The sequence below is a fragment of the Paenibacillus pinistramenti genome, assembly GCF_005869875.1.
In the GTDB taxonomy this organism is placed as follows: Bacteria; Bacillota; Bacilli; order Paenibacillales; family Paenibacillaceae; genus Fontibacillus; species Fontibacillus pinistramenti.
The window spans coordinates 22178-42240 of sequence record NZ_VAWG01000026.1 but is presented as its reverse complement, the minus strand read 5'-3'; the positions used below and the strand labels follow the sequence as shown (position 1 = coordinate 42240).

18 protein-coding genes, 1 rRNA gene and 1 riboswitch are annotated in these 20063 nt (G+C 54.0%); of the genes, 18 read left to right on the top strand and 1 reads right to left on the bottom strand.

The features are described 5' to 3' along the window. Nucleotides 1-321 precede the first annotated feature (321 nt). The 3 genes from rrf (at nucleotide 322) to FCN15_RS18375 (ending at nucleotide 2564) form a co-directional block, all read left to right on the top strand. Nucleotides 322-438, top strand: a 5S ribosomal RNA gene (gene rrf, locus FCN15_RS18385). 324 nt (nucleotides 439-762) lie between these two features. Then, on the top strand, nucleotides 763-1512 hold the full coding sequence (locus FCN15_RS18380) for an acyl-[acyl-carrier-protein] thioesterase (protein ID WP_238996748.1): 750 nt from the start codon (nucleotides 763-765) through the stop codon (nucleotides 1510-1512). 236 nt (nucleotides 1513-1748) lie between these two features. After that, nucleotides 1749-2564, top strand: coding sequence for a CAP domain-containing protein (locus FCN15_RS18375; RefSeq protein WP_238996747.1), 816 nt, complete (start codon nucleotides 1749-1751; stop codon nucleotides 2562-2564). Between the two features lie 84 nt (nucleotides 2565-2648). Here the strand turns inward: FCN15_RS18375 and FCN15_RS18370 are convergent, their stop codons facing one another. Next, the gene (locus FCN15_RS18370) at nucleotides 2649-2909 is read right to left on the bottom strand and encodes a GlsB/YeaQ/YmgE family stress response membrane protein (RefSeq protein ID WP_138496469.1); all 261 of its coding nucleotides are present in this window, start codon (nucleotides 2907-2909) and stop codon (nucleotides 2649-2651) included. Nucleotides 2910-3040: 131 nt separating this feature from the next. Between FCN15_RS18370 and FCN15_RS18365 the strand changes: the two genes are divergently transcribed. The 15 genes from FCN15_RS18365 (at nucleotide 3041) to purH (ending at nucleotide 20030) form a co-directional block, all read left to right on the top strand. After that, the gene (locus tag FCN15_RS18365) at nucleotides 3041-5179 is read left to right on the top strand and encodes a DNA topoisomerase III (protein ID WP_138496467.1); all 2139 of its coding nucleotides are present in this window, start codon (nucleotides 3041-3043) and stop codon (nucleotides 5177-5179) included. Nucleotides 5180-5278: 99 nt separating this feature from the next. Then, complete coding sequence (locus tag FCN15_RS19630) at nucleotides 5279-5410, top strand: hypothetical protein (RefSeq protein WP_275259494.1); 132 nt, start codon at nucleotides 5279-5281, stop codon at nucleotides 5408-5410. Nucleotides 5411-5609: 199 nt separating this feature from the next. Then, nucleotides 5610-5873, top strand: coding sequence for a DUF1294 domain-containing protein (locus FCN15_RS18360; protein ID WP_138496465.1), 264 nt, complete (start codon nucleotides 5610-5612; stop codon nucleotides 5871-5873). A 92-nt stretch (nucleotides 5874-5965) separates the two neighbouring features. Next, the gene (locus FCN15_RS18355; protein WP_138496463.1) at nucleotides 5966-6397 is read left to right on the top strand and encodes a universal stress protein; all 432 of its coding nucleotides are present in this window, start codon (nucleotides 5966-5968) and stop codon (nucleotides 6395-6397) included. 194 nt (nucleotides 6398-6591) lie between these two features. Continuing rightward, nucleotides 6592-6693: riboswitch (purine riboswitch) on the top strand. 143 nt (nucleotides 6694-6836) lie between these two features. Continuing rightward, complete coding sequence (gene purE / locus FCN15_RS18350) at nucleotides 6837-7337, top strand: 5-(carboxyamino)imidazole ribonucleotide mutase (protein ID WP_138496462.1); 501 nt, start codon at nucleotides 6837-6839, stop codon at nucleotides 7335-7337. A gap of 104 nt (nucleotides 7338-7441) precedes the next feature. Then, entirely contained in the window at nucleotides 7442-8662 is a 1221-nt protein-coding gene (purK, locus tag FCN15_RS18345; protein WP_138496481.1) for a 5-(carboxyamino)imidazole ribonucleotide synthase, read from the top strand. Beyond that, nucleotides 8659-9957 (top strand): adenylosuccinate lyase, encoded by a 1299-nt coding sequence (purB, locus tag FCN15_RS18340; RefSeq protein WP_138496460.1) that lies wholly within the window; start codon nucleotides 8659-8661, stop codon nucleotides 9955-9957. Before purK ends, purB begins: the two co-directional genes overlap by 4 nt. A gap of 145 nt (nucleotides 9958-10102) precedes the next feature. Beyond that, nucleotides 10103-10996, top strand: coding sequence for a phosphoribosylaminoimidazolesuccinocarboxamide synthase (locus tag FCN15_RS18335; RefSeq protein WP_138496458.1), 894 nt, complete (start codon nucleotides 10103-10105; stop codon nucleotides 10994-10996). A gap of 266 nt (nucleotides 10997-11262) precedes the next feature. After that, nucleotides 11263-11508 (top strand): phosphoribosylformylglycinamidine synthase subunit PurS, encoded by a 246-nt coding sequence (gene purS / locus FCN15_RS18330; protein ID WP_138496456.1) that lies wholly within the window; start codon nucleotides 11263-11265, stop codon nucleotides 11506-11508. Between the two features lie 5 nt (nucleotides 11509-11513). Next, the gene (purQ, locus tag FCN15_RS18325) at nucleotides 11514-12203 is read left to right on the top strand and encodes a phosphoribosylformylglycinamidine synthase subunit PurQ (RefSeq protein ID WP_138496454.1); all 690 of its coding nucleotides are present in this window, start codon (nucleotides 11514-11516) and stop codon (nucleotides 12201-12203) included. Next, nucleotides 12181-14427 (top strand): phosphoribosylformylglycinamidine synthase subunit PurL, encoded by a 2247-nt coding sequence (purL, locus tag FCN15_RS18320; protein WP_138496453.1) that lies wholly within the window; start codon nucleotides 12181-12183, stop codon nucleotides 14425-14427. The genes purQ and purL overlap by 23 nt, the downstream gene beginning before the upstream one ends. Next, nucleotides 14412-15890: an amidophosphoribosyltransferase gene (purF, locus tag FCN15_RS18315; RefSeq protein WP_138496451.1), complete on the top strand. Its 1479-nt coding sequence runs from the start codon at nucleotides 14412-14414 to the stop codon at nucleotides 15888-15890. Before purL ends, purF begins: the two co-directional genes overlap by 16 nt. A gap of 662 nt (nucleotides 15891-16552) precedes the next feature. Then, entirely contained in the window at nucleotides 16553-17596 is a 1044-nt protein-coding gene (gene purM, locus FCN15_RS18310) for a phosphoribosylformylglycinamidine cyclo-ligase (RefSeq protein WP_138496449.1), read from the top strand. Beyond that, nucleotides 17596-18207, top strand: coding sequence for a phosphoribosylglycinamide formyltransferase (purN, locus tag FCN15_RS18305; RefSeq protein WP_138496447.1), 612 nt, complete (start codon nucleotides 17596-17598; stop codon nucleotides 18205-18207). Before purM ends, purN begins: the two co-directional genes overlap by 1 nt. Before the next feature lie 275 nt (nucleotides 18208-18482). Next, nucleotides 18483-20030 (top strand): bifunctional phosphoribosylaminoimidazolecarboxamide formyltransferase/IMP cyclohydrolase, encoded by a 1548-nt coding sequence (purH, locus tag FCN15_RS18300; protein ID WP_138496446.1) that lies wholly within the window; start codon nucleotides 18483-18485, stop codon nucleotides 20028-20030. The last annotated feature ends 33 nt before the right edge of the window (nucleotides 20031-20063 follow it).

The window sequence follows — 20063 nt, the reverse complement described above, 5'->3', positions numbered from 1 at the left end:
TGGAGCTGACCAGTACTAATCGGTCGAGGGCTTATCCAAAAAAGTACCCACCAAAGTGAAGAAAAAGCTGACGAAGCGGATTCCGAGTACTTTGGCGGGGCCCAGAAAGATACCCCAAAAAGTGACGCGTGGCTTCGAAGGTAATTCTGATTACTTTTCGGGGACCCCGGAAAACCCATTAGGGGCTAATTCGAAATATTGTTTCGTATCCAGTTTTCAGGTGATCAAACATCTGAACCGATTTTTAAGCTGCATGCCTTTTATAAGGTCTGATATTTTGCTGAAGCGGTAACGCAGAAGTGAAACAGCGCAAAAATCACGTTTGGTGGCGATGGCGGAGGGGTTCCACACGTACCCATCCCGAACACGACCGTTAAGCCCTCCAGCGCCGATGGTACTTGGACCGCAGGGTCCTGGGAGAGTAGGAAGCCGCCAAGCAAATGAAAGACCACTGTTGATAGATTTCGGCAGTGGTCTTTTTATTTTCCACATGTGAATAAGTTGAGATGTGCGCTTGATTCATCCACAAGTTGATCAAAATCAAATAGATATAACGCTTATTCACAGAAATGAATGTGTAAAACGTATACATCATTATATTTTTAAAAATTAATTCTCCACAAATTCACACATTCATCCCCATAACCCACAGAGAGAAGTGAATAGCCCAAGAGGAATGAGTAAATCGGCTGCTCTTTTTTGTGTATAATATTGCTTTAGAGGAATATTTGCGGTTAGGCCGGCAGAAGAGGAGGAAGAGATGTGGATAACAAGGCTTTGGTTTGGTCGGAAGAGCGGCTGATTTTTACCAGTGATGCTGATTATCGTGCGAATTGCCGATTGTCTGTTCTGCTCGATTATCTGCAGCAGGCTGCCGACTCGGCAGTTAACGCGCTGGGGATCAGCTGGCAGGAGCTTCTGGCTGGCGGAATGGGGTGGATGCTGATGACGCTTGACCTGGATATTGATCAGCATCCCCGGTTCGGAGATAAAGTGACAATCAGCACCTGGAGCAAAGGAACGAAGGGCCCTGTCTGGCAAAGGGATTACAGGCTAAAGGGACAGAATGGTGAACAAGCGGCGGCGGCCCGTTCGACTTGGACGCTGGTGGATATTCATAAACGTAAAATTTTAAGGCCTTCTGCGCTTCCTGTGGAGGTTCCTCCCTACACGGAAGATTCAGTTGGCGCAATGCCGGAGAAGGTCAGCATCCCAGAGACCATCCGTCTGGAGGAAGCGCTGGCTTTTGAATTGAAGTATAGTTCAGTTGATATTAACGGGCATGTGAATAATGCGCGGTATGCGGATTTTTGTTATGATACGCTCACGCAGGAGGAGCTTGCCGAGCTGGAGCTGCGGCGTTTTCACATTACATATATTAAGGAGACAAAGATGGGGGACAGGCTGAGAATTTGCCGATCGTCCTTAGCGGAGGGCCGGATTTATATTCGTGGATATGCTGGGGATGAAGCGGGTACGGTTTGTTTCGAGGCCTGCCTATATTTTGCATAATATATATATAAAGTAACCCAAGCTTATTAAAAATAAGCCGTGCTCAGGGAGATTATCCTTGGACACGGTTTTTTTGTTGTGCGGTCAAGTGGCCGACTCTATCAATTCCCAATATCTGAGGGGTTACGGCGTCCTGTCTTCATGTTATGATATTAAAGGTTACAAGAATGTTACCTTTTGTAAACTTTGATTATTATTTTCACATCTAACAAGGAGATGACAGGATGAAGACAAACATGACAAAACGTATTGCTGCCGGAGCTTTTGCTATATTACTATCGACAGGTATGGCTTTGCCATCTTTTGCAGCTTCCTCATCGACCGGAGGATCTACAACAAATCAACAGACCATTACGTATAAAGTGTACACAACAAATGGAACTGTGCTGAGCACTTCTAATTTATCCAGCTATCTGAAGAATTCGAATTGGAGCCAGCTTGTGAACCAACTGAAGTCCGGAAGCGGACAAGCCCAGGTGACTCAGCCGACAACAACTCAACCTGCAAAGCAAACTACAACAACACCAACTACAACTACAACAACACCAACTACAACTACAACAACACCAACTACAACTACAACAACACCAACTACAACTACAACTACAACTACAACAACTCAGCCGACGACAACCAAGCCGTCCACAACAAGCGGACAGCAGTCGACAACAACAACGGATCAATCCAGCTTTGCCAAACAGGTTATTGCTTTGGTGAATCAGGAACGCGCCAAACAGAATCTCAAACCGCTGACAGAAGATACGGCATTGTCGAATATGGCTTTGGTAAAAGCTAAGGACATGAGCCAAAATAATTATTTTGACCATACGTCTCCGACTTACGGCTCGCCGTTTGACATGATGAAGAAGTTTAATATCAGCTTCAGCTATGCAGGCGAGAATATTGCCAAAGGCCAAAAGACGCCGCAGGAAGTCATGACAGCCTGGATGAACAGTGCAGGCCACCGTGCGAATATTTTGAACGCTAATTACACGGTAATCGGTGTTGCTTATTACAATGGCTACTGGGTACAGGAGTTTATTGGCCGCTAAGGGCCGGACAGTCAAATTATGTTAATGAAGAAAACCGGTAGAGCTGAGCTCTGCCGGTTTATTTTTCCTTACACCTATATTTATTTACGGAGTTCTTCGTTTGCCCATAGCGCCCATAATCAGGCTCACAATAAAGACAAGCACCAGGGAACCGATCAAGGCCGGAATAAAGTAGAAGTCCCCAACGACAGGGCCCCAGTTACCTAATAGGAAGCTGCCCAGCCATGCGCCGATAAACCCTGCAATAATATTACCGATAATACCGCCTGGAATATCTCTGCCCATAATCAGACCTGCTAACCAACCGATAATACCGCCGATAATCAACGACCATAGGAATGCCATTTTCCGTCACCTCTTTAATAATTTTGTTGTGTAACAACTGTTGATGTCTACTTATTAACCTAAATGATTGGAACGAAACAGGATACCGCTGGAAATGTTATAATAGGCTGATGGAATAAAGGGGGAAGAAGATGAAAACCTTAGTATTGGCAGAGAAACCATCGGTTGCGAAAGAAATTGCACGAGTGATGGGGAGCCGGGATAAACATAAAAGTTATTTTGAAGGGCCGCAGTATGTGGTGACCTGGGCGCTGGGGCATTTGGTCGGACTTGCGGAGCCGGAGGATTACGATCATAAATATGCAGCCTGGAGTCTGGAGGACCTTCCTATTCTTCCGGAAAAAATGAAGCTGAAGGTGCTGCGCGAAACCAACCATCAGTTCAAAGCGGTTCAGCAGCTTCTGCGCCGCAGCGATATTAAAGAGTTAATTGTCGCGACCGACGCGGCGCGTGAAGGAGAGCTCCTGGCACGCTGGATTATCGACATGGCGAAATGGAACAAGCCGTTTAAGCGGCTGTGGATCTCATCGCAGACGGATAAAGCAATTAAAGAGGGCTTCGCCCAGCTCAAGCCGGGCAGCCAGTTCGACCGCCTCTATCAGTCGGCCAGATGCCGGGCGGAGGCGGACTGGATGATCGGGCTCAACGTTACCCGGGCGCTGACAACCAAATTCAGCTCACCTCTATCAGCCGGACGGGTTCAAACGCCGACACTCGGCATGATCATGGCAAGAGAGCAGGAGATCACCTCCTTCCGTTCCGACGAATATGCAAGAATCAAGGCCGAGCTGGGCGGGTTTGAGGTGCTTTGGCAGGGCCGCAGTGGGGACAGCCGGATTTTTGACATGGCCAAGGCCAAAGAGCTGCAGTCCAAACTGGAAGGCGCTAATGGAACCATTGTTAAGGTGAAAAAGAGTGAAAAAACCGTGCCGCATCCGCAGGCTTACGATTTAACGGAGCTGCAGAGGGATGCGAACCGCAGGTATGGTTTTTCGGCTAAGCAGACTTCGAATGTCCTGCAGAAGCTGTATGAGCAGCATAAGCTCGTTACCTACCCGCGTACCGATTCGCGTTATTTGACCTCCGACATGGTCGGCACGCTGAAGGAGCGTCTAAGCAGTGTGGCTGTAGGCCCATATGCTTCGATGGCGCGGCCGCTGCTGCGGGGCAGTATGACATTGGGCAAGAGAGTGGTCGACGACAGCAAGGTTACCGACCACCACGCCATCATTCCTACCGAGCAGACGGTGCTGCTGAATGCGCTGACCAGCGAGGAACGCAAACTGTATGACCTGATTGTGCGCCGGTTTATCAGCTTGTTTTACGGGCCTGCCCGCTTCGATCAGGTGGCGGTAACGGCGGATATCAGCGGCGAGATTTTTACGGCTAAAGGGATTACGGTTAAGGATCCGGGCTGGAGAGCGGTATATGAAAGCGCGGATTACGAGGAAACAGGCGAAAATGAAGAGGAAAATGCAGAGAACGATGCGGATTCCTCCGTTTCTTTGCCCGAGCTGCAGGAAGGGATGAAAGTAACCGCGAAGCGCTGCCGGCTTGAAACCGGGCGCACCCAGCCGCCGAAGCGCTATACCGAAGCGGCGCTCCTGTCGCAGATGGAGAAGCATGGGCTTGGAACACCGGCTACGCGTGCGGATATTATCGAGAAGCTGGTCAGCTCGGATACCATTGAACGTAAAGGGAACACGCTGCATCCAACGGGCAAGGGCAAACAGCTGATCGAGCTTGCGCCGTCGGAGCTTCGGGCTCCGGAGCTTACGGCCAAGTGGGAGGCGGAGCTCGAGCGAATTGCGCGGGGCAGCGGCAAGCCGGAGCCGTTCCTGCAGGATATCCGGAAAATGGCGGTTGGTCTGGTCAGCAAAGTCAAATCCAGTGACGCCGTATATAAACCGCACAACGTATCCAACAGCCATTGTCCAAACTGCGGTACACGGCTCTTGGAGAAAAAGACCAAACGCGGCCTGCTTCTGGTCTGCCCGGCCGACGACTGCGGGTACACCCGCTCCGGCGAGAAACGGCTGTCCAACCGGCGCTGTCCGCAGTGCCATAAGAAGATGGAGCTCAAAGAGGGCAAGGCCGGACTTTATGTCCAGTGCCTGTCGTGCGGAATTACGGAAACGGTCAATAAAGAGAACAATCATGTCAATAAGCGTGAACAGCAGAAGCTGGTTAAACAGTTTGCCAAACAGGAATCGCTCGGCTCCAACCTGGGTGAGCTGCTGAAAGCGGCCCTGGAGCAGAAGAAGGATTAATCACCGGAATAACCGCCGATGTGCCCGTTCTTGGTTTGGGCAAAGGCAGGAATAATTCCTCGTGCCAAGTGGGATGTTAACCTCAGGAGGTGAGGTTCCATGCCGCATCATAAGCCGAAGAAGCTGAACAACCAGCAGAACAAATCCAGCATTATGGAGGAAGCAAGGGAGACCAAGACCAAGAAACAAGCCGATTATCCGGCTAGTTTGAACGGAGTCCCCAAATTGTAAGGCTTGATCCATTGTGATGGATGATTGTTGATGAATGATTGTTGATGGATGATTGTTGATGAATGATTTTTGTTGAATGATGCTTGTTTTATTCACGGCGTCCTTTAGGGGGGCGCCGTTTTCGTTTGTTTTTGCCAGGAGGCAGATTTATAATAAGAGTGTAAGGATAATCAGCTTGCAGGGAAGGAGGCAGGATGCCATGAGGGAAGCCCTGCTCGTATGGTTCGTGTTTATCAATCTCATCTCTTACCTGATTATGTCGGATGATAAACGCAGGGCCAGAGAGAGGAAGGAGCGCATTCCGGAACGGACGCTGTTTCTCCTGGCTGTTATGGGAGGCGCGCTGGGGGTGCTCGTGGCTATGTATGCCAAGCGTCACAAGACCCGGCATAGCAGCTTTGTCGTCGGCATTCCGCTGCTGCTGTTCTTGAATGCTGTTCTTTATACTTATTTCTTGAGGTAGACTTAGCAGAACGCTGCTCTGCCGCCGGGCTGGTTTCATCAACGGCTGAATGGTTTACAGATTTACCAAGTACATAGAAAGAGGTGTTCGATATGTTATTTAACAAAATTCTGGTTGCGTTCGACGGCTCCAAAGCATCCAACAAAGCGCTTGATAAAGCGATTGAACTTACCCGTTTGACCGGCGCTTCCCTGGACGTTGTTCATATTTATGATTTCCCGCGGTTTTATGTCGCAGAAGGCTTCGCGCCCGTTCCAGCACAGGTGAATGAGGAATTCTATGAGCTTGCGAGCAAAACGTCGGATGAAGCTGAACGACGCCTTCAGGAGGCTGGCGTCACCGGGAAGGTGGAGCTTCTCCAAGGTCCGGCAGCGGAAGGCATTCTTGAATATGCGGCAGCAAACGGACACGACGCCATTGTAATCGGCAGCCGCGGTCTTGGCGGAATCCGCGAGTTTGTACTTGGCAGCGTCAGCCATAACGTCGTCCAGCATGCGAAGATTCCGGTTCTGGTAGTAAAATAATGAAGAGTTTTAGAGGAATGCCTGCAGAAGGCATTCCTTTTTTTGTTGCTGTCTGGCTAAAATAGCCAGGCTTTATCATTGTTTTCGCGATAAATACGAACGTTTAATTAAGTGTAAAAAGGAACGTTCGGTTTTAAGTTGACATGACATGACCGGTATTGTTAAACTGTTCATAGAAGAGCAGCGGTTATTACCATGCTTATATAGCCGATTATCGTATAAAGCCGGGAATAGGGCCCGGCAGTTTCTACCTGAAAACCGTAAATTTTCGGACTACGAGGGCTTATATTTCAATGAAGAACGACTTTCGTCCTGCGAGAGGCCAGACGAAAGGCTTGTTTTGACTTGTCCATGCCCGCGTAGTCCGATATCACGAAAATGTTGTATTTTCCTAGATATCGGATTTTTTATTGAAATAAAGAGGGGAGTAGGTCAAACGATGTCAGCGCAGGTAGCTGTGATCATGGGCAGCAAATCAGATTGGGAAACCATGAGCCATGCATGTGTGGTGCTTGAAGAGCTTGAAATTCCATATGAGAAAAAGGTTGTTTCCGCGCACCGGACCCCGGATTTGATGTTTGAATTTGCCGAACAAGCGGCGGAACGCGGAATTAAAGTCATTATAGCCGGAGCCGGAGGCGCGGCCCATCTTCCAGGGATGGTAGCTGCCAAAACTGTGCTGCCGGTTATTGGCGTTCCGGTTAAATCAGCGGCTTTGAACGGATTAGACTCCCTGCTGTCCATCGTGCAGATGCCGGGCGGAATTCCGGTTGCGACCGTGGCCATCGGCAAAGCCGGGGCGACCAATGCGGGGCTGCTTGCGGCACAGATTCTCGGCGCGTTTGACCCTGAGCTGAGCGCGAAGGTCCAGGCCCGCCGCGATCGTATTAAAGACGAAGTGCTGGAAAGCGGCGCTGAGCTGGAGCAGGTGAAGCTGTGAGCGGGTTACATAGCGGAGGAGCAGGACAGGGAAATGACGGACAGGTCTTGACGGGAGCCGGGCACGGGCGTGAGCAGCAGGCTGGAGAGCAGCGGAGTGCAGAGATGCAGAGCGCAGGGAAGCAGACCGGCCTGGAGAGCGGGATTGGCGCGGAATTCAGCGCAGAGCAGCAGGCTGTGAAGCCCGGAGCTGCGATCGGGCTGCTCGGCGGCGGCCAGCTTGGCCGCATGATGGCCTTGGCGGGCACGAACCTGGGGTACCGGTTCGTGACGCTCGATCCGACACCGGACAGCCCGTGCGGGCAGGTGGCGGATCAGATTGTCGCGGCATACAGCGACAAGGAGGCGGCCCGCGAGCTGGCGCAGCGGGCGGACGTCATTACGTACGAGTTCGAGAATGTCGATTCCGAAGTCGCGGCGCTCTTGGAGGAGCTGTCCTCGGTTCCGCAGGGCAGCGGGCTGCTCTACACCACGCAGCACCGCCTGCGTGAGAAGCGGGCCATTGAAGCGGCAGGCGTGCAGGTCGCGCCGTACGCGGAAATCCGCAGCGAAGCTGAGCTGCGGGAAGCAGTGGGCAGGCTCGGCATTCCGAGCGTGCTGAAGACGGCGACCGGAGGCTACGACGGGAAAGGCCAGTGGGTCATCCGCAGCGAGGACGAAATCGCGGAGGCCTACGCGACGCTCAGCCGGGGCGGAGCGGAGCTGGTGCTCGAACAGTTCATCAAGTTCGAGAAGGAGCTGTCCGTGATCGCGGCGCGGAGTCCGCGCGGGGAGATCAAGACTTTTCCGGCGGCAGAGAATATTCACGTCGATAATATTTTACATGCTTCCATCGTTCCGGCACGGGCTGCGGCAGACATTCAGGCTCACGCCGAGGAGCTGGCATCACGGATTGCGGAATCGCTGGGCGCTGTCGGCCTGCTGGCGGTAGAGATGTTCCTGACGGCTGACGGACAGATCTATGTCAACGAGCTGGCGCCGCGTCCGCATAACTCGGGACACTACACGATGGAAGCCTGCACAACCTCGCAGTTTGAGCAGCATGTTCGGGCGGTGTGTAACCTTCCGCTGGGCGAAGCAAAGCTGCTGACACCGGTTGTGATGGTCAACGTGCTGGGCGAGCATCTGGAGCAGGTCATAGAACGGACGGCGGATGGCGCGTGGCTGAACCCTGCAGACGGCGTCGTGCCAAAGGTTCATTTATACGGCAAAAGCGGATCGGCCCCGAAACGGAAAATGGGCCACATCAACCTGTTATGCCAAGACGTCCAGCAGGGGCTGGACTGGATACAGCAAACCAATATTTGGAGGAATCAACAACGATGATTGAACGTTACAGCAGACCCGAAATGAGAGCCATCTGGACGGAGCAGAACAAATTCCAGGCGTGGCTGGAAGTCGAGCTTTGCGCCTGTGAAGCCTGGGCCGAGCTCGGCGTTATTCCGAAGGAAGATACAGCGGCACTCCGGGCCAATGCCAAATTCGATATTGACCGCATTTATGAAATCGAACAGGAAACCCGCCATGACGTGATCGCGTTTACGCGTGCCGTTTCCGAAAGTCTGGGCCAAGAGCGCAAGTGGGTGCACTACGGACTGACTTCTACGGACGTTGTAGACACAGCGCTGGGCTACCTGCTCAAGCAGGCCAACGAAATCCTGGAGAAGGATATCCTTAACTTCATTGAAATTTTACGTAATAAAGCAATCGCTTATAAAAATACCCCAATGATGGGCCGCACGCACGGCGTTCACGCTGAACCGACTACTTTCGGCCTCAAGATGGCCCTGTGGCATGAAGAAATGAAACGGAATCTGGAGCGCTTCCGCCATGCGGCGAACAACGTCCAGTTCGGAAAAATCTCCGGCGCTGTCGGCACTTACGCCAACATCGACCCGTTTGTTGAAGAATTTGTATGCCGCAAGCTGGGCACTTCTCCGGCGCCGATCTCGACGCAGACGCTGCAGCGTGACCGCCACGCCGAATACATGGCAACGCTGGCTCTGATCGCAACGTCGCTGGACAAGTTCGCGACTGAAATCCGCGCTCTCCAGAAGAGTGAGTTCCGCGAGGTGGAGGAAGCTTTTGCTAAAGGTCAAAAAGGTTCTTCCGCCATGCCGCACAAACGTAATCCGATTGGCTGCGAGAACATTTCCGGCTTGTCCCGCGTCATCCGCGGGCATATGCTGACGGCTTACGAAAATGTGACGCTCTGGCATGAACGCGACATCTCGCACTCCTCTGCAGAACGCGTCATTCTGCCGGACGCAACGATGCTGCTCAACTATATGCTGAACCGCTTCGGCAACATCGTGAAGAACCTGACCGTGTTCCCTGAGAACATGAAACGCAACATGGAGCGTACCTTCGGGGTTCCATTCTCCGGCCGCGTCATGACGAAGCTGATCGACAAAGGCTTCAGCCGCGAGCAGGCGTACGACACCGTGCAGCCGCTGGCGATGCAGGCTTGGGAAACACAGCGTCAGTTCCGCGATATTATCGCAGACACGCCAGCGATTACCGAGGTGCTGAGCGCAGAGGAGATCGACGACGCGTTTAATCCAGCATGGCATTTGAAGCATGTGGATACGATTTTTACAAGATTGGGCTTGAATGACTGATCTTTAGCTGCTTTTGAACAATCCGTTCTAAACGAGAACAAGGAGTTAACCGGGGCGTAACCTGCGGTTGATCCGCGGGGCGTGACCCATTAATTTTTTGGAATAGATAACCCGCTGCAGCAGGCGGACAAAGGAGAGGGCTTACTTGGCAGCAACCGCGATTTCGACGGCCGTGGATCTGATAGATCTGCCGCTGATTTACAAGGGGAAAGTCAGAGAGCTTTATGATCTTGGCGAGCATTATCTCATCGTTGTCACCGACCGCATTTCGGCGTTTGACTACATTTTGGATCCGGCGGTTCCGGACAAAGGCAATGTGCTCAACCGGCTGAGCGCTTTCTGGTTCGAGCGCACCAAGGACATTATGGAGAACCATGTTGTTCATACCGATGTGGATTTGCTGGGCGACGTCGTTAAGGACAAAGAGCTGCTCAGAAACCGCATCATGGTGACCCGCAAAGCGGAGCGCATCGACATTGAATGCGTGGTGCGCGGTTACGTGACCGGCGGCGGCTGGCGCCAATATGAGACAACAGGCGAGGTCAACGGCATCAAGCTGCCGGAGGGCCTGCGCAAGAACAGCAAGCTGGAAGCGCCGATCTTCACGCCTGCTGCCAAGAACGACGTCGGGCATGACGAGGACATTTCTTTTGAGAAAATGACCGAACTCGTCGGCCGGGAACTCGCCGAACAGCTGCGTGACCGCACGCTCGAGCTCTACGCCTACGTCCGCGACTACTGCGAGGAACGCGATATTCTCCTTGCGGATTGCAAGCTGGAATTCGGCCTGCTGGACGGCAAACTGATCGTCATCGACGAGATGTTCACCCCGGACGCCTCCCGCTTCTGGGCCAAGGAAAACTATGTGCTCGACATCGATATTGACAGTATGGACAAGGAACCGGTGCGCACATACCTGGCCAACTCCGACTGGGACATGAACAGCGCACCCGAGCCGCTGCCGCCGCTTGTCGTGCAGGAGACTACCAACCGCTACCGCGAAATCTACCGCCGTCTGACGGGGGAAGAGCTTAACTAGGATTCGCGTTGCTAGACTGCCGTATCACCCCAATTATTTGAAAAAGCTGCACCCGGCACGCCGTATCTGGCGGAGGGGCAAGTGATTCTGAAAAAGCGTAAGCGTCCGCCTTTGCTCCCGAATTTTAACCACCTTAATAGAATAAGAAAAATTCAGGAGCAACAGCGGTTGTAAGACCATTCGCCCCGCAGCCCATGCGCAACATAGGCAGCATCAATAGCAATCTTTTTAAAATAATCCCACTCTCTAGGAGGAACCAAAAACCCATGTTAAAAGCAAAGGTATACGTCACCATCAAGCAAAGCGTACTCGACCCGCAGGGGGTTGCCGTTCAAGGCGCGCTGCATTCCATGGGCTTCGGCGAGGTTGAAAGTGCCCGTATCGGCAAGTATATGGAACTGACGCTCGACACTGCGGACCGCGCGGAAGCGGAAGCCCGCGTCAAAACGATGTGCGAAAAGCTGCTGGCCAACACAGTCGTGGAAGACTATCGCTTTGAATTGGAGGGCTAACCGCCATGAAATTTGCTGTACTTGTGTTTCCGGGTTCCAACTGTGATATTGACTGCTATAAAGCTGTAGAAGAGGTGCTGGGTGAGCCGGTGGATTATGTTTGGCATACGGCAACCGACCTGTCCGCTTATGACTGCATTTTGGTGCCGGGCGGCTTCTCTTACGGCGATTATCTGCGCTGCGGCGCGATTTCCCGATTTGCTCCGGTAATGGCGGAAGTCGCCAAAGCGGCTGAGCAGGGAAAATACGTCCTGGGCATCTGCAACGGATTCCAGATCTTGACCGAAGCCGGCTTGCTGCCGGGCACGCTGCTCCGCAACACGTCCCTGAAATTCCTCTGCCACGACGTGGTGCTGCGCGTGGAGAACAACAGCAATCCTTTTACCGTGGATTACGCGCAGGGGGAAGAAATTACGATTCCGATCGCTCACGGCGAAGGCAACTACTACTGCGACGAAGCTACGCTTGCGAGCCTGAAAGCGAACAAGCAGATTATTTTTACTTATGCGAGCAACCCGAACGGATCTTTGTCCGACATTGCCGGAATTTCGAACGAACGCGGCAACGTGGTCGGCATGATGCCCCATCCGGAGCGCGCAGTGAATACGCTGCTGGGCAGCGAGGACGGCAAACGGATGTTCACATCTATTTTGAAAGCATGGAGGGATCAACATGACGCAGCAACTATCCGCTAAAGAGCCGACGGCGGAGCAAATCGCCGAGCAGCAAATTTACAAACAAATGGGCGTTTCTGACAGCGAATATGAGCTGATCTGCGGTTTTCTCGGCCGGAAACCAAACTATACGGAAATTGGCGTGTTCAGCGTCATGTGGTCCGAACACTGTGCTTACAAGAACTCGAAGCCGCTGCTGAGACGCTTCCCGGTAGACGGGCCGCGCGTCCTCATGGGACCGGGCGAAGGCGCGGGCATCGTGGACATCGGCGATAATCAGGCTGTTGTATTCAAAATTGAAAGCCACAACCACCCTTCGGCCGTTGAGCCATACCAAGGCGCGGCGACAGGCGTGGGCGGCATAATCCGCGATATTTTTTCCATGGGCGCAAGACCGATTGCATCTCTTAACTCCCTGCGTTTCGGCAGGCTGGAGAGCGACCGCGTGAAATATTTGTTCGAGCATGTCGTTTCCGGCATCGCCGGTTACGGCAACTGTATCGGCATCCCGACAGTCGGGGGCGAAGTGGTTTTTGATGAAAGTTATGAAGGCAACCCGCTTGTTAACGCGATGTGCGTAGGTCTGATCGACCATGACAAAATCCAGCGCGGCGTCGCCAAAGGCGTTGGCAACCCGGTGTTCTACGTGGGACCTCCAACCGGCCGCGACGGCATCCACGGCGCAACGTTTGCATCCGAGGAATTGACGGAGGAGTCCGAAGCGAAGCGGACAGCGGTGCAAGTCGGCGATCCGTTTATGGAGAAGCTCGTTATGGAAGCTTGCCTGGAGCTGATTGACACCGGCATCGTGCTCGGCATTCAGGATATGGGCGCTGCGGGCCTGACGTGCTCCAGTGCGGAAATGGCAAGTAAAGCGGGCAACGGTCTGGAGCTTTATCTGGATCAGGTGCCGCAGCGCGAAGAGGGCATGACGGCTTACGAAATGATGCTGTCCGAGTCCCAGGAGCGCATGCTGTTTGTCGTGGAGCCGAAGGATGAAGCGCAGGCGAGAGAAATTTTTGACCGCTGGGGCGTTATTTGTGCCAAGGTTGGCAAAGTGACCGATGACGGCCGCTTGAAGCTGTACCATCACGGTGAAATCGTCGGCGACATGCCGGTGACGGCGCTCGTTGACGAATGCCCGATTTACAACAAGCCATCCACTGTACCGGCTTACTATACAGAGAATGAGAATGTAGACACCACCCGTTATGCAGAGGTCAAAGATTTGGGAGCAGCCCTCGAGCAGGTGCTCGGTTCCCCGTCCGTAGCCAGCAAAAGATGGGTCTACGAGCAATATGATTACATGGTGCGCACCAGCACGGCGGTTCGTCCGGGTTCGGACGCAGCGGTAGTTACGGTAGGCGGAACGCGCAAAGCGTTAGCGATGACGACGGACTGCAACGGACGTTTTGTGTATCTCGACCCTGAGGTGGGCGGACGGATCGCAGTAAGTGAAGCGGCGCGCAACATCGTCTGCTCCGGCGCTGAGCCGCTGGCAATCACGGATAACCTGAACTTCGGCAGCCCGGAGAAACCGGATATTTTCTGGCAGATGGAAAAAGCGGTAGACGGCATGGCTGAAGCCTGCCGCGTGCTGGAAACGCCGGTCATCGGTGGCAACGTCAGCCTGTACAACGAAAATGCCAAAGGCGCGATTTACCCGACACCGGTTGTCGGCATGGTAGGTCTAGTGCACGATGTAGACCACATCACCACACAGGGCTTCAAACAGGAGGGCGACGTCATTTTCCTGCTGGGCGAAACGAAAGCGGAGCTTGGCGGCAGCGAATTCCAGGCGGTTGTGCACGGCGTAACCGAAGGACGTCCTCCGGTATTGGATCTGGATACGGAGAAGAAGCTGCTCGGGACCGTACTTGCTTCTATTCAAAAAGGGCTGGTCAGCTCGGCGCATGACCTGTCTGAAGGCGGTCTGGCTGCCGCATTGGCTGAGTCCTGCATCAGCGGCTCTGTTGGTGCCAAGATCGCTTTGGAATCCGGCGGACTTCGCCCGGACCATCTGCTGTTCAGCGAATCGCAGTCCCGCATCCTGCTGACGGCTTCCGCTGACAAGGCGGAGGAGCTCGAACAATATATTGCCGGCCAAGGCGTGCCGGCGGCTGTAATCGGACGCGTAGAAGGAACCAGCTTGGAGATTGAAATCAACAGCGTTTCGGCCTTGAACAAACCAGTTGAAGGTTTGAAGCAGGTCTGGGAGGAAGCGATTCCATGTCGGATGAAATAAAGCAGAATAAGCTTTGGACAGGCGACTATTACAACCAGGGCACGGGCCCAAATGATATTTTTGACACGCTGAAAGAGGAATGCGGCGTCTTCGGGGTCTTCGGACATCCGGAGGCCGCCTCCTTGTCTTATTACGGGCTTCACGCTCTGCAGCACCGCGGGGAAGAAAGCGCGGGCATGTGCGTCACCGACGGTAAGGAATTTCACTATCACAGAGGCATGGGGCTTGTAAAAGAGGTCTTCGACAAAGACCGTCTCGCTTCGCTCACCGGCAGCCTCTCCATTGGCCATGTGCGCTACTCCACGAGCGGCGACAGCCGCCTGGCGAACGCGCAACCGCTGGTGTTCAAGTACCGCGACGGCGACCTGGCGGTGGCTACCAACGGGAATATCGTCAACGCGCCGAAGATCCGGCGGGAGCTGGAGGAGAGCGGGTCGATTTTTCAGACGACCAGTGACACCGAGGTTGTGGCGCATCTGATCGCCAGATCCAAGAAACCGCTCGTTGAAGCGGCGAAGGACGCGTTCCGCCAAATCGTTGGCGGCTTTGCCTTTCTGCTGCTCACCAACGACAAGCTGATTGTCGCTTCCGACCCAAATGGTCTGCGCCCGCTGTCGATGGGCCGCCTGGGCGACGCTTATCTGTTCTCATCGGAGACCTGCGCATTCGAAATCGTCGGCGCCGAAATCATCCGTGACATCCAGCCGGGCGAGCTGCTGGTGCTGGACGCTGACGGTCTGCATGAAGACCGTTTTGCCGAGCCGCAGCGCAAGGCGCTGTGCGCGATGGAGTACATCTATTTTGCCCGTCCGGACAGCGACATGAACGGCTCGAACCTGCATTCGGCCCGTAAACGGATGGGCCAGCGTATGGCCTTGGAATCCTTCATTGACGCTGACGTCGTAACCGGCGTTCCGGACTCCAGCATCTCCGCCGCAATCGGCTACGCTGAGCAGACCGGCATTTCCTACGAGCTTGGACTCATCAAAAATAAATACACCGGCCGGACCTTCATCCAGCCGAGCCAGGAGCTGCGCGAGCAGGGCGTCAAAATGAAGCTCAGCGCCGTGCGCCGCGTCGTTGAAGGCAAACGGGTTGTCATGATCGACGACTCCATCGTCCGCGGCACGACCTCGCGCCGCATCGTCAACCTGCTGCGCGAGGCCGGCGCCACCGAGGTGCATGTGCGCATTACGTCTCCTCCCTTTAAAAATCCCTGCTTCTACGGCATCGACACGCCGGATCGCAGGGAGCTGATCGCTTCCTACAAAACGATCGACGAAATCTGCAGGGAGATCAACGCCGACTCCTTGTCCTTCCTCAGTCCGGAAGGCCTTGTCGAAGCCGTTGGCGGCGGCAATGTCACCGACTACAAAGGCGGCCTGTGCATGGCCTGCTTTGATAACGACTATCCGACGCAGACGGATTTCGGGGGCGAGGAGCAGTTCGGGTGCGGGTGCTGATTCGAGGAAGATTCACTGAAGAGGGTGCGGGAACCGCTGCGGGGCGAAAAATCTTTCGATCGCTGTTGTCTTCGGATTTCCTCTTAATGAACTAACAATGAAGAAATCCGAAGACGCCTATGCTTCCGATGAAAGCTTTCCTTCGGAAAGCTTTCAGGCGAATGCTGCGCTTCTACAGATTCTTTTCGCCCCTGCGCTATGCACCATGTTTACCCACTCTCCCCCGCATCCCAACTGATGTGCGAGGCAGCGGGAGAGCGCAGCCGCGCTGCCCGCAGCTCTTTCAGCCGGTAAATACTTACCGGCATGAAATACCGGGCGAGCGGGGCGTTAGCAGCGAGCCGCCGCTTTTCTGTAAGGCCCCATTTGAAAACAAATGGGGCCTCGCGATCAGGCAGCGGAGCGCAGCTGCCAAAAGAAAAGCTGAGCGCGGGAGCGACAGCAGTCGGAATTGGGTGGAGGAACGAAGTGTTCGCCTTTATCCTTGGATAATCCCAATTTAATCTAATTCAAATTATCCCAGGATAACAGCGGCCGGATCCCAATCCGACTGCCGAGCGGTACAGAGCGACGATTTTTTGTTAAAGGGGAGTTTCGCTCCAAATTCGCCAGTCCTATTTTTTTCAAATACTATTTCAAATACTATTTAGGAGAGTGTCACAGTGTCAGAAGCCTACAAAAGCGCCGGCGTCGATATCGCGGCAGGAAATGAAGCAGTCGAACGGATGAAGAAACACGTGAAGCGGACCTTCCGTCCGGAAGTCATGACCGATTTGGGCGGCTTTGGCGGATTGTTTGGCCTGAACAAGGACAAATACGAGGAGCCGGTGCTGGTCTCCGGTACGGACGGTGTCGGCACGAAGCTGAAGCTGGCTTTTGCGATGGATAAGCATGATACGATCGGTATTGACGCCGTGGCGATGTGCGTGAACGACATCGTGGTGCAGGGGGCGGAGCCGCTCTTTTTCCTCGACTATTTAGCTTGTGATAAAGTGATTCCTTCCAAAATTGAAGCCATCGTGGCGGGCATCGCCGAGGGCTGCGCCCAGTCGGGCTGCGCTTTGATCGGCGGCGAAACCGCCGAAATGCCGGGTATGTACGCTGAAGGCGAATACGACATTGCCGGATTTACGGTCGGCGTTGTCGACAAGAGCAAAATTATCAACGGCAGCACGATCAAGCCGGGCGACACGGTCATTGGGCTGCCGTCGAGCGGCGTGCACAGCAACGGTTTTTCGCTGGTCCGCAAGCTGCTGCTTGAGGATGCCGGCTGCAGCCTGCAGGATGCACTGCCTGAGCTGGACGGGGCGAAGCTCGGCGACGTTCTGCTGGAGCCAACCCGTCTTTATGTCAAACCGGTCCTCTCCCTCGTCGACAAAGTTCAGGTGAAGGGTATGGCGCATATTACGGGCGGCGGCTTTATTGAAAATATTCCGCGCGTGCTGCCGGACGGCGTAAATGTCGAAATCGACTATGCTTCCTGGCCGATCCTGCCGGTATTCAAGCTGCTTCAGGAGAAGGGCCAAGTGTCGAACCGCGATATGTTTACGACGTTCAACATGGGGATCGGCATGGTGATTGTCGTCGGAGAGGAAGAGGCAGAAGCAGCAAAAGCGGCTCTGACCGAAGCCGGAGAAACGCCTTATGTGATCGGCCGCGTCACCGCAGGCAGCAGGATCGTGACTTTTACGGGAGCTGAGGTTTAATGGTGAAGATTGCGGTATTTGCGTCCGGTCAGGGCAGCAACTTTCAGGCTTTGGCGGACGCGGCTGCGGCCGGCCGTCTTGGCGGGGCATCGGTGGAGCTGCTGGTTTGCGACAAGCCGGAAGCGCCTGTCATCAAACGGGCGGAAGCTGCGGGGATCGACACCTTTGTGTTCCGGCCGAAGGAATACGCCAGCCGCGAAGCTTACGAGGCAGAAATTGCAGCAGAGCTGGAGAAGCGGGGCATTGAGCTGATCGCGCTTGCCGGTTATATGCGGTTGATTACCTCGGTTCTGGTCAAACCTTATGAAGGGCGGATGCTGAATATCCATCCTTCGCTGCTGCCTGCTTTTCCGGGTAAGGATGCAATCGGGCAGGCGCTGGATTATGGCGTAAAATGCACCGGGATTACGGTTCATCTTGTCGATGGCGGCATGGATACCGGAGCCGTTGTCGCACAGCTGCCTATTGCCATTGAGGCGGAGGATACGCGTGAGTCGCTGGAGGCCAGAATCCATGCCGCGGAGACGAAGCTTTATCCGGAGGTTGTGGCAGTTTTTGCAGAGAAGCGCGTATCTGTCGAGGGACGCAAGGTGTCGATTGCCGGGCGTTAATGGGAAGCAGAACGGGGATTTGGCGGGCCAGTCAAACTCCTGCTTTCTTTGGCGAATGGGCAATGATGGAAGGGGCAATTCGATATTTCCCGAGAAATATTTGCGAATTAGCTGGAATACAGCACATGCTGTCATGCGGCTGAACAAGCCGTCGACTGCTGAAGTCAGCTGCTTCAAGCACGAAAGCTGGAGAATAGGAAGCATCATGAATATCCGAATGGGCGGGCGGGAACAGAGGGTTTCGCTCCCTGCAAATATTAAGGAGGTTGTTTCTTTTGACGATCAAACGTGCGCTGGTTAGCGTGTCAGATAAAAGCGGGATTGTGGAGTTTTGCCGCGAGTTGTCCAACCTGGGTGTGGAGATTATTTCAACAGGCGGTACTAAAAGTCTGCTGGCCAAAGAAGGCGTTCCAGTCATCGGCATTTCCGAAGTGACCGGCTTCCCTGAGATTTTGGACGGGCGCGTCAAGACGCTGCATCCTGCCGTGCACAGCGGTTTGCTGGCTGTTCGTGACAGCGAAGAGCATCAGGCGCAAATGAAGGAGCTTGGACTGGACTATATCGACATGGTTGTCGTTAACCTGTATCCGTTCCAGGAGACGATCGCGAAGCCGGATGTCGAATACGAAGATGCCATCGAAAATATCGACATCGGCGGGCCTACAATGCTCCGTTCCGCAGCCAAGAATCACGCGTTCGTCAGCGTTGTCGTGGACTCGGCTGATTATCCGGCCGTGCTGAACGAAATCAAAATCAAAGGCGACACTTCCCTGGAGACCCGCAAACGCCTTGCGGCAAAGGTATTCCGTCATACGGCTTCGTATGATGCCTTGATCTCTGACTATTTGTCGAACGTAACGGGCGACCCGCTGCCGGAGCGTTTTACAGTGACCTATGAGAAGATCCAGGACCTCCGCTATGGGGAGAACCCGCACCAGAAAGCAGCCTTCTACAAAAAACCTCTTGCCGCAGCCGACACGCTGACTACAGCCAAGCAGCTTCACGGCAAGGAGCTTTCCTATAACAACATCAATGACGCTAACGCAGCGCTGCAGATCGTCAAAGAATTTGAGGAGCCGGCTGTGGTTGCGGTTAAGCATATGAACCCTTGCGGCGTCGGCATCGGCGGCAGCGTGCTTGAGGCCTACCAGAAAGCTTATGACGCGGATCCAACCTCGATCTTTGGCGGCATTGTAGCGGCTAACCGGATTATTGATGCGGATACAGCTCTGCTGCTGAAAGAGATTTTCCTGGAGATTATCATCGCACCGGGCTTTACGAAGGAAGCGCTGGAAATTCTGACCCAGAAGAAAAATATCCGCCTGCTCGAAGTAGGCTCGCTCAAATCCGGCGAGAACCGGGAGAAGAGCTTCACCATCACAACAATTGACGGCGGCATGATCGTGCAGGAGAGCGATGTTCACTCCTTGAACGCCGATGATCTGCAGGTCGTAACCGACCGCAAGCCGACCGAAGAAGAGCTGAAGCAGCTGCTGTTCGGCTGGAAGGTTGTGAAGCATGTGAAGTCGAATGCGATTGTGCTTGCGAAAGACAGCATGACCGTTGGCGTGGGCGCGGGTCAAATGAACCGCGTAGGCGCGGCGAAGATTGCGATTGAGCAGGCTGGCGAGAAAGCGAAGGGCAGCATCCTCGCTTCCGACGCCTTCTTCCCGATGGGCGACACGCTCGAGCTGGCCGCTAAAGCGGGCATTACGGCGGTCATTCAGCCGGGCGGCTCCATTAAAGACGAAGAGTCCATCAAAGTAGCGAACGAGTACGGGATCGCAATGGTCTTCACAGGCGTGCGCCACTTCAAGCACTAATTTCAGCTTCGAACAATGACCAAGGCCCGCCTG

Excerpts from the sequence above, each read along its gene's own strand:
- purQ (WP_138496454.1), top strand. The coding sequence starts at position 11,514 with ATGAAATTTGCTGTACTTGTGTTTCCGGGTTCCAACTGTGATATTGAC.
- FCN15_RS18370 (WP_138496469.1), bottom strand. The coding sequence starts at position 2,909 with ATGGCATTCCTATGGTCGTTGATTATCGGCGGTATTATCGGTTGGTTA.
- FCN15_RS18375 (WP_238996747.1), top strand. The coding sequence starts at position 1,749 with ATGACAAAACGTATTGCTGCCGGAGCTTTTGCTATATTACTATCGACA.
- purE (WP_138496462.1), top strand. The coding sequence starts at position 6,837 with ATGTCAGCGCAGGTAGCTGTGATCATGGGCAGCAAATCAGATTGGGAA.
- purK (WP_138496481.1), top strand. The coding sequence starts at position 7,442 with ATGCAGAGCGCAGGGAAGCAGACCGGCCTGGAGAGCGGGATTGGCGCG.
- purF (WP_138496451.1), top strand. The coding sequence starts at position 14,412 with ATGTCGGATGAAATAAAGCAGAATAAGCTTTGGACAGGCGACTATTAC.
- purN (WP_138496447.1), top strand. The coding sequence starts at position 17,596 with ATGGTGAAGATTGCGGTATTTGCGTCCGGTCAGGGCAGCAACTTTCAG.
- purB (WP_138496460.1), top strand. The coding sequence starts at position 8,659 with ATGATTGAACGTTACAGCAGACCCGAAATGAGAGCCATCTGGACGGAG.
- FCN15_RS19630 (WP_275259494.1), top strand. The coding sequence starts at position 5,279 with ATGCCGCATCATAAGCCGAAGAAGCTGAACAACCAGCAGAACAAATCC.
- purS (WP_138496456.1), top strand. The coding sequence starts at position 11,263 with ATGTTAAAAGCAAAGGTATACGTCACCATCAAGCAAAGCGTACTCGAC.
- FCN15_RS18355 (WP_138496463.1), top strand. The coding sequence starts at position 5,966 with ATGTTATTTAACAAAATTCTGGTTGCGTTCGACGGCTCCAAAGCATCC.
- purL (WP_138496453.1), top strand. The coding sequence starts at position 12,181 with ATGACGCAGCAACTATCCGCTAAAGAGCCGACGGCGGAGCAAATCGCC.
- FCN15_RS18360 (WP_138496465.1), top strand. The coding sequence starts at position 5,610 with ATGAGGGAAGCCCTGCTCGTATGGTTCGTGTTTATCAATCTCATCTCT.
- FCN15_RS18365 (WP_138496467.1), top strand. The coding sequence starts at position 3,041 with ATGAAAACCTTAGTATTGGCAGAGAAACCATCGGTTGCGAAAGAAATT.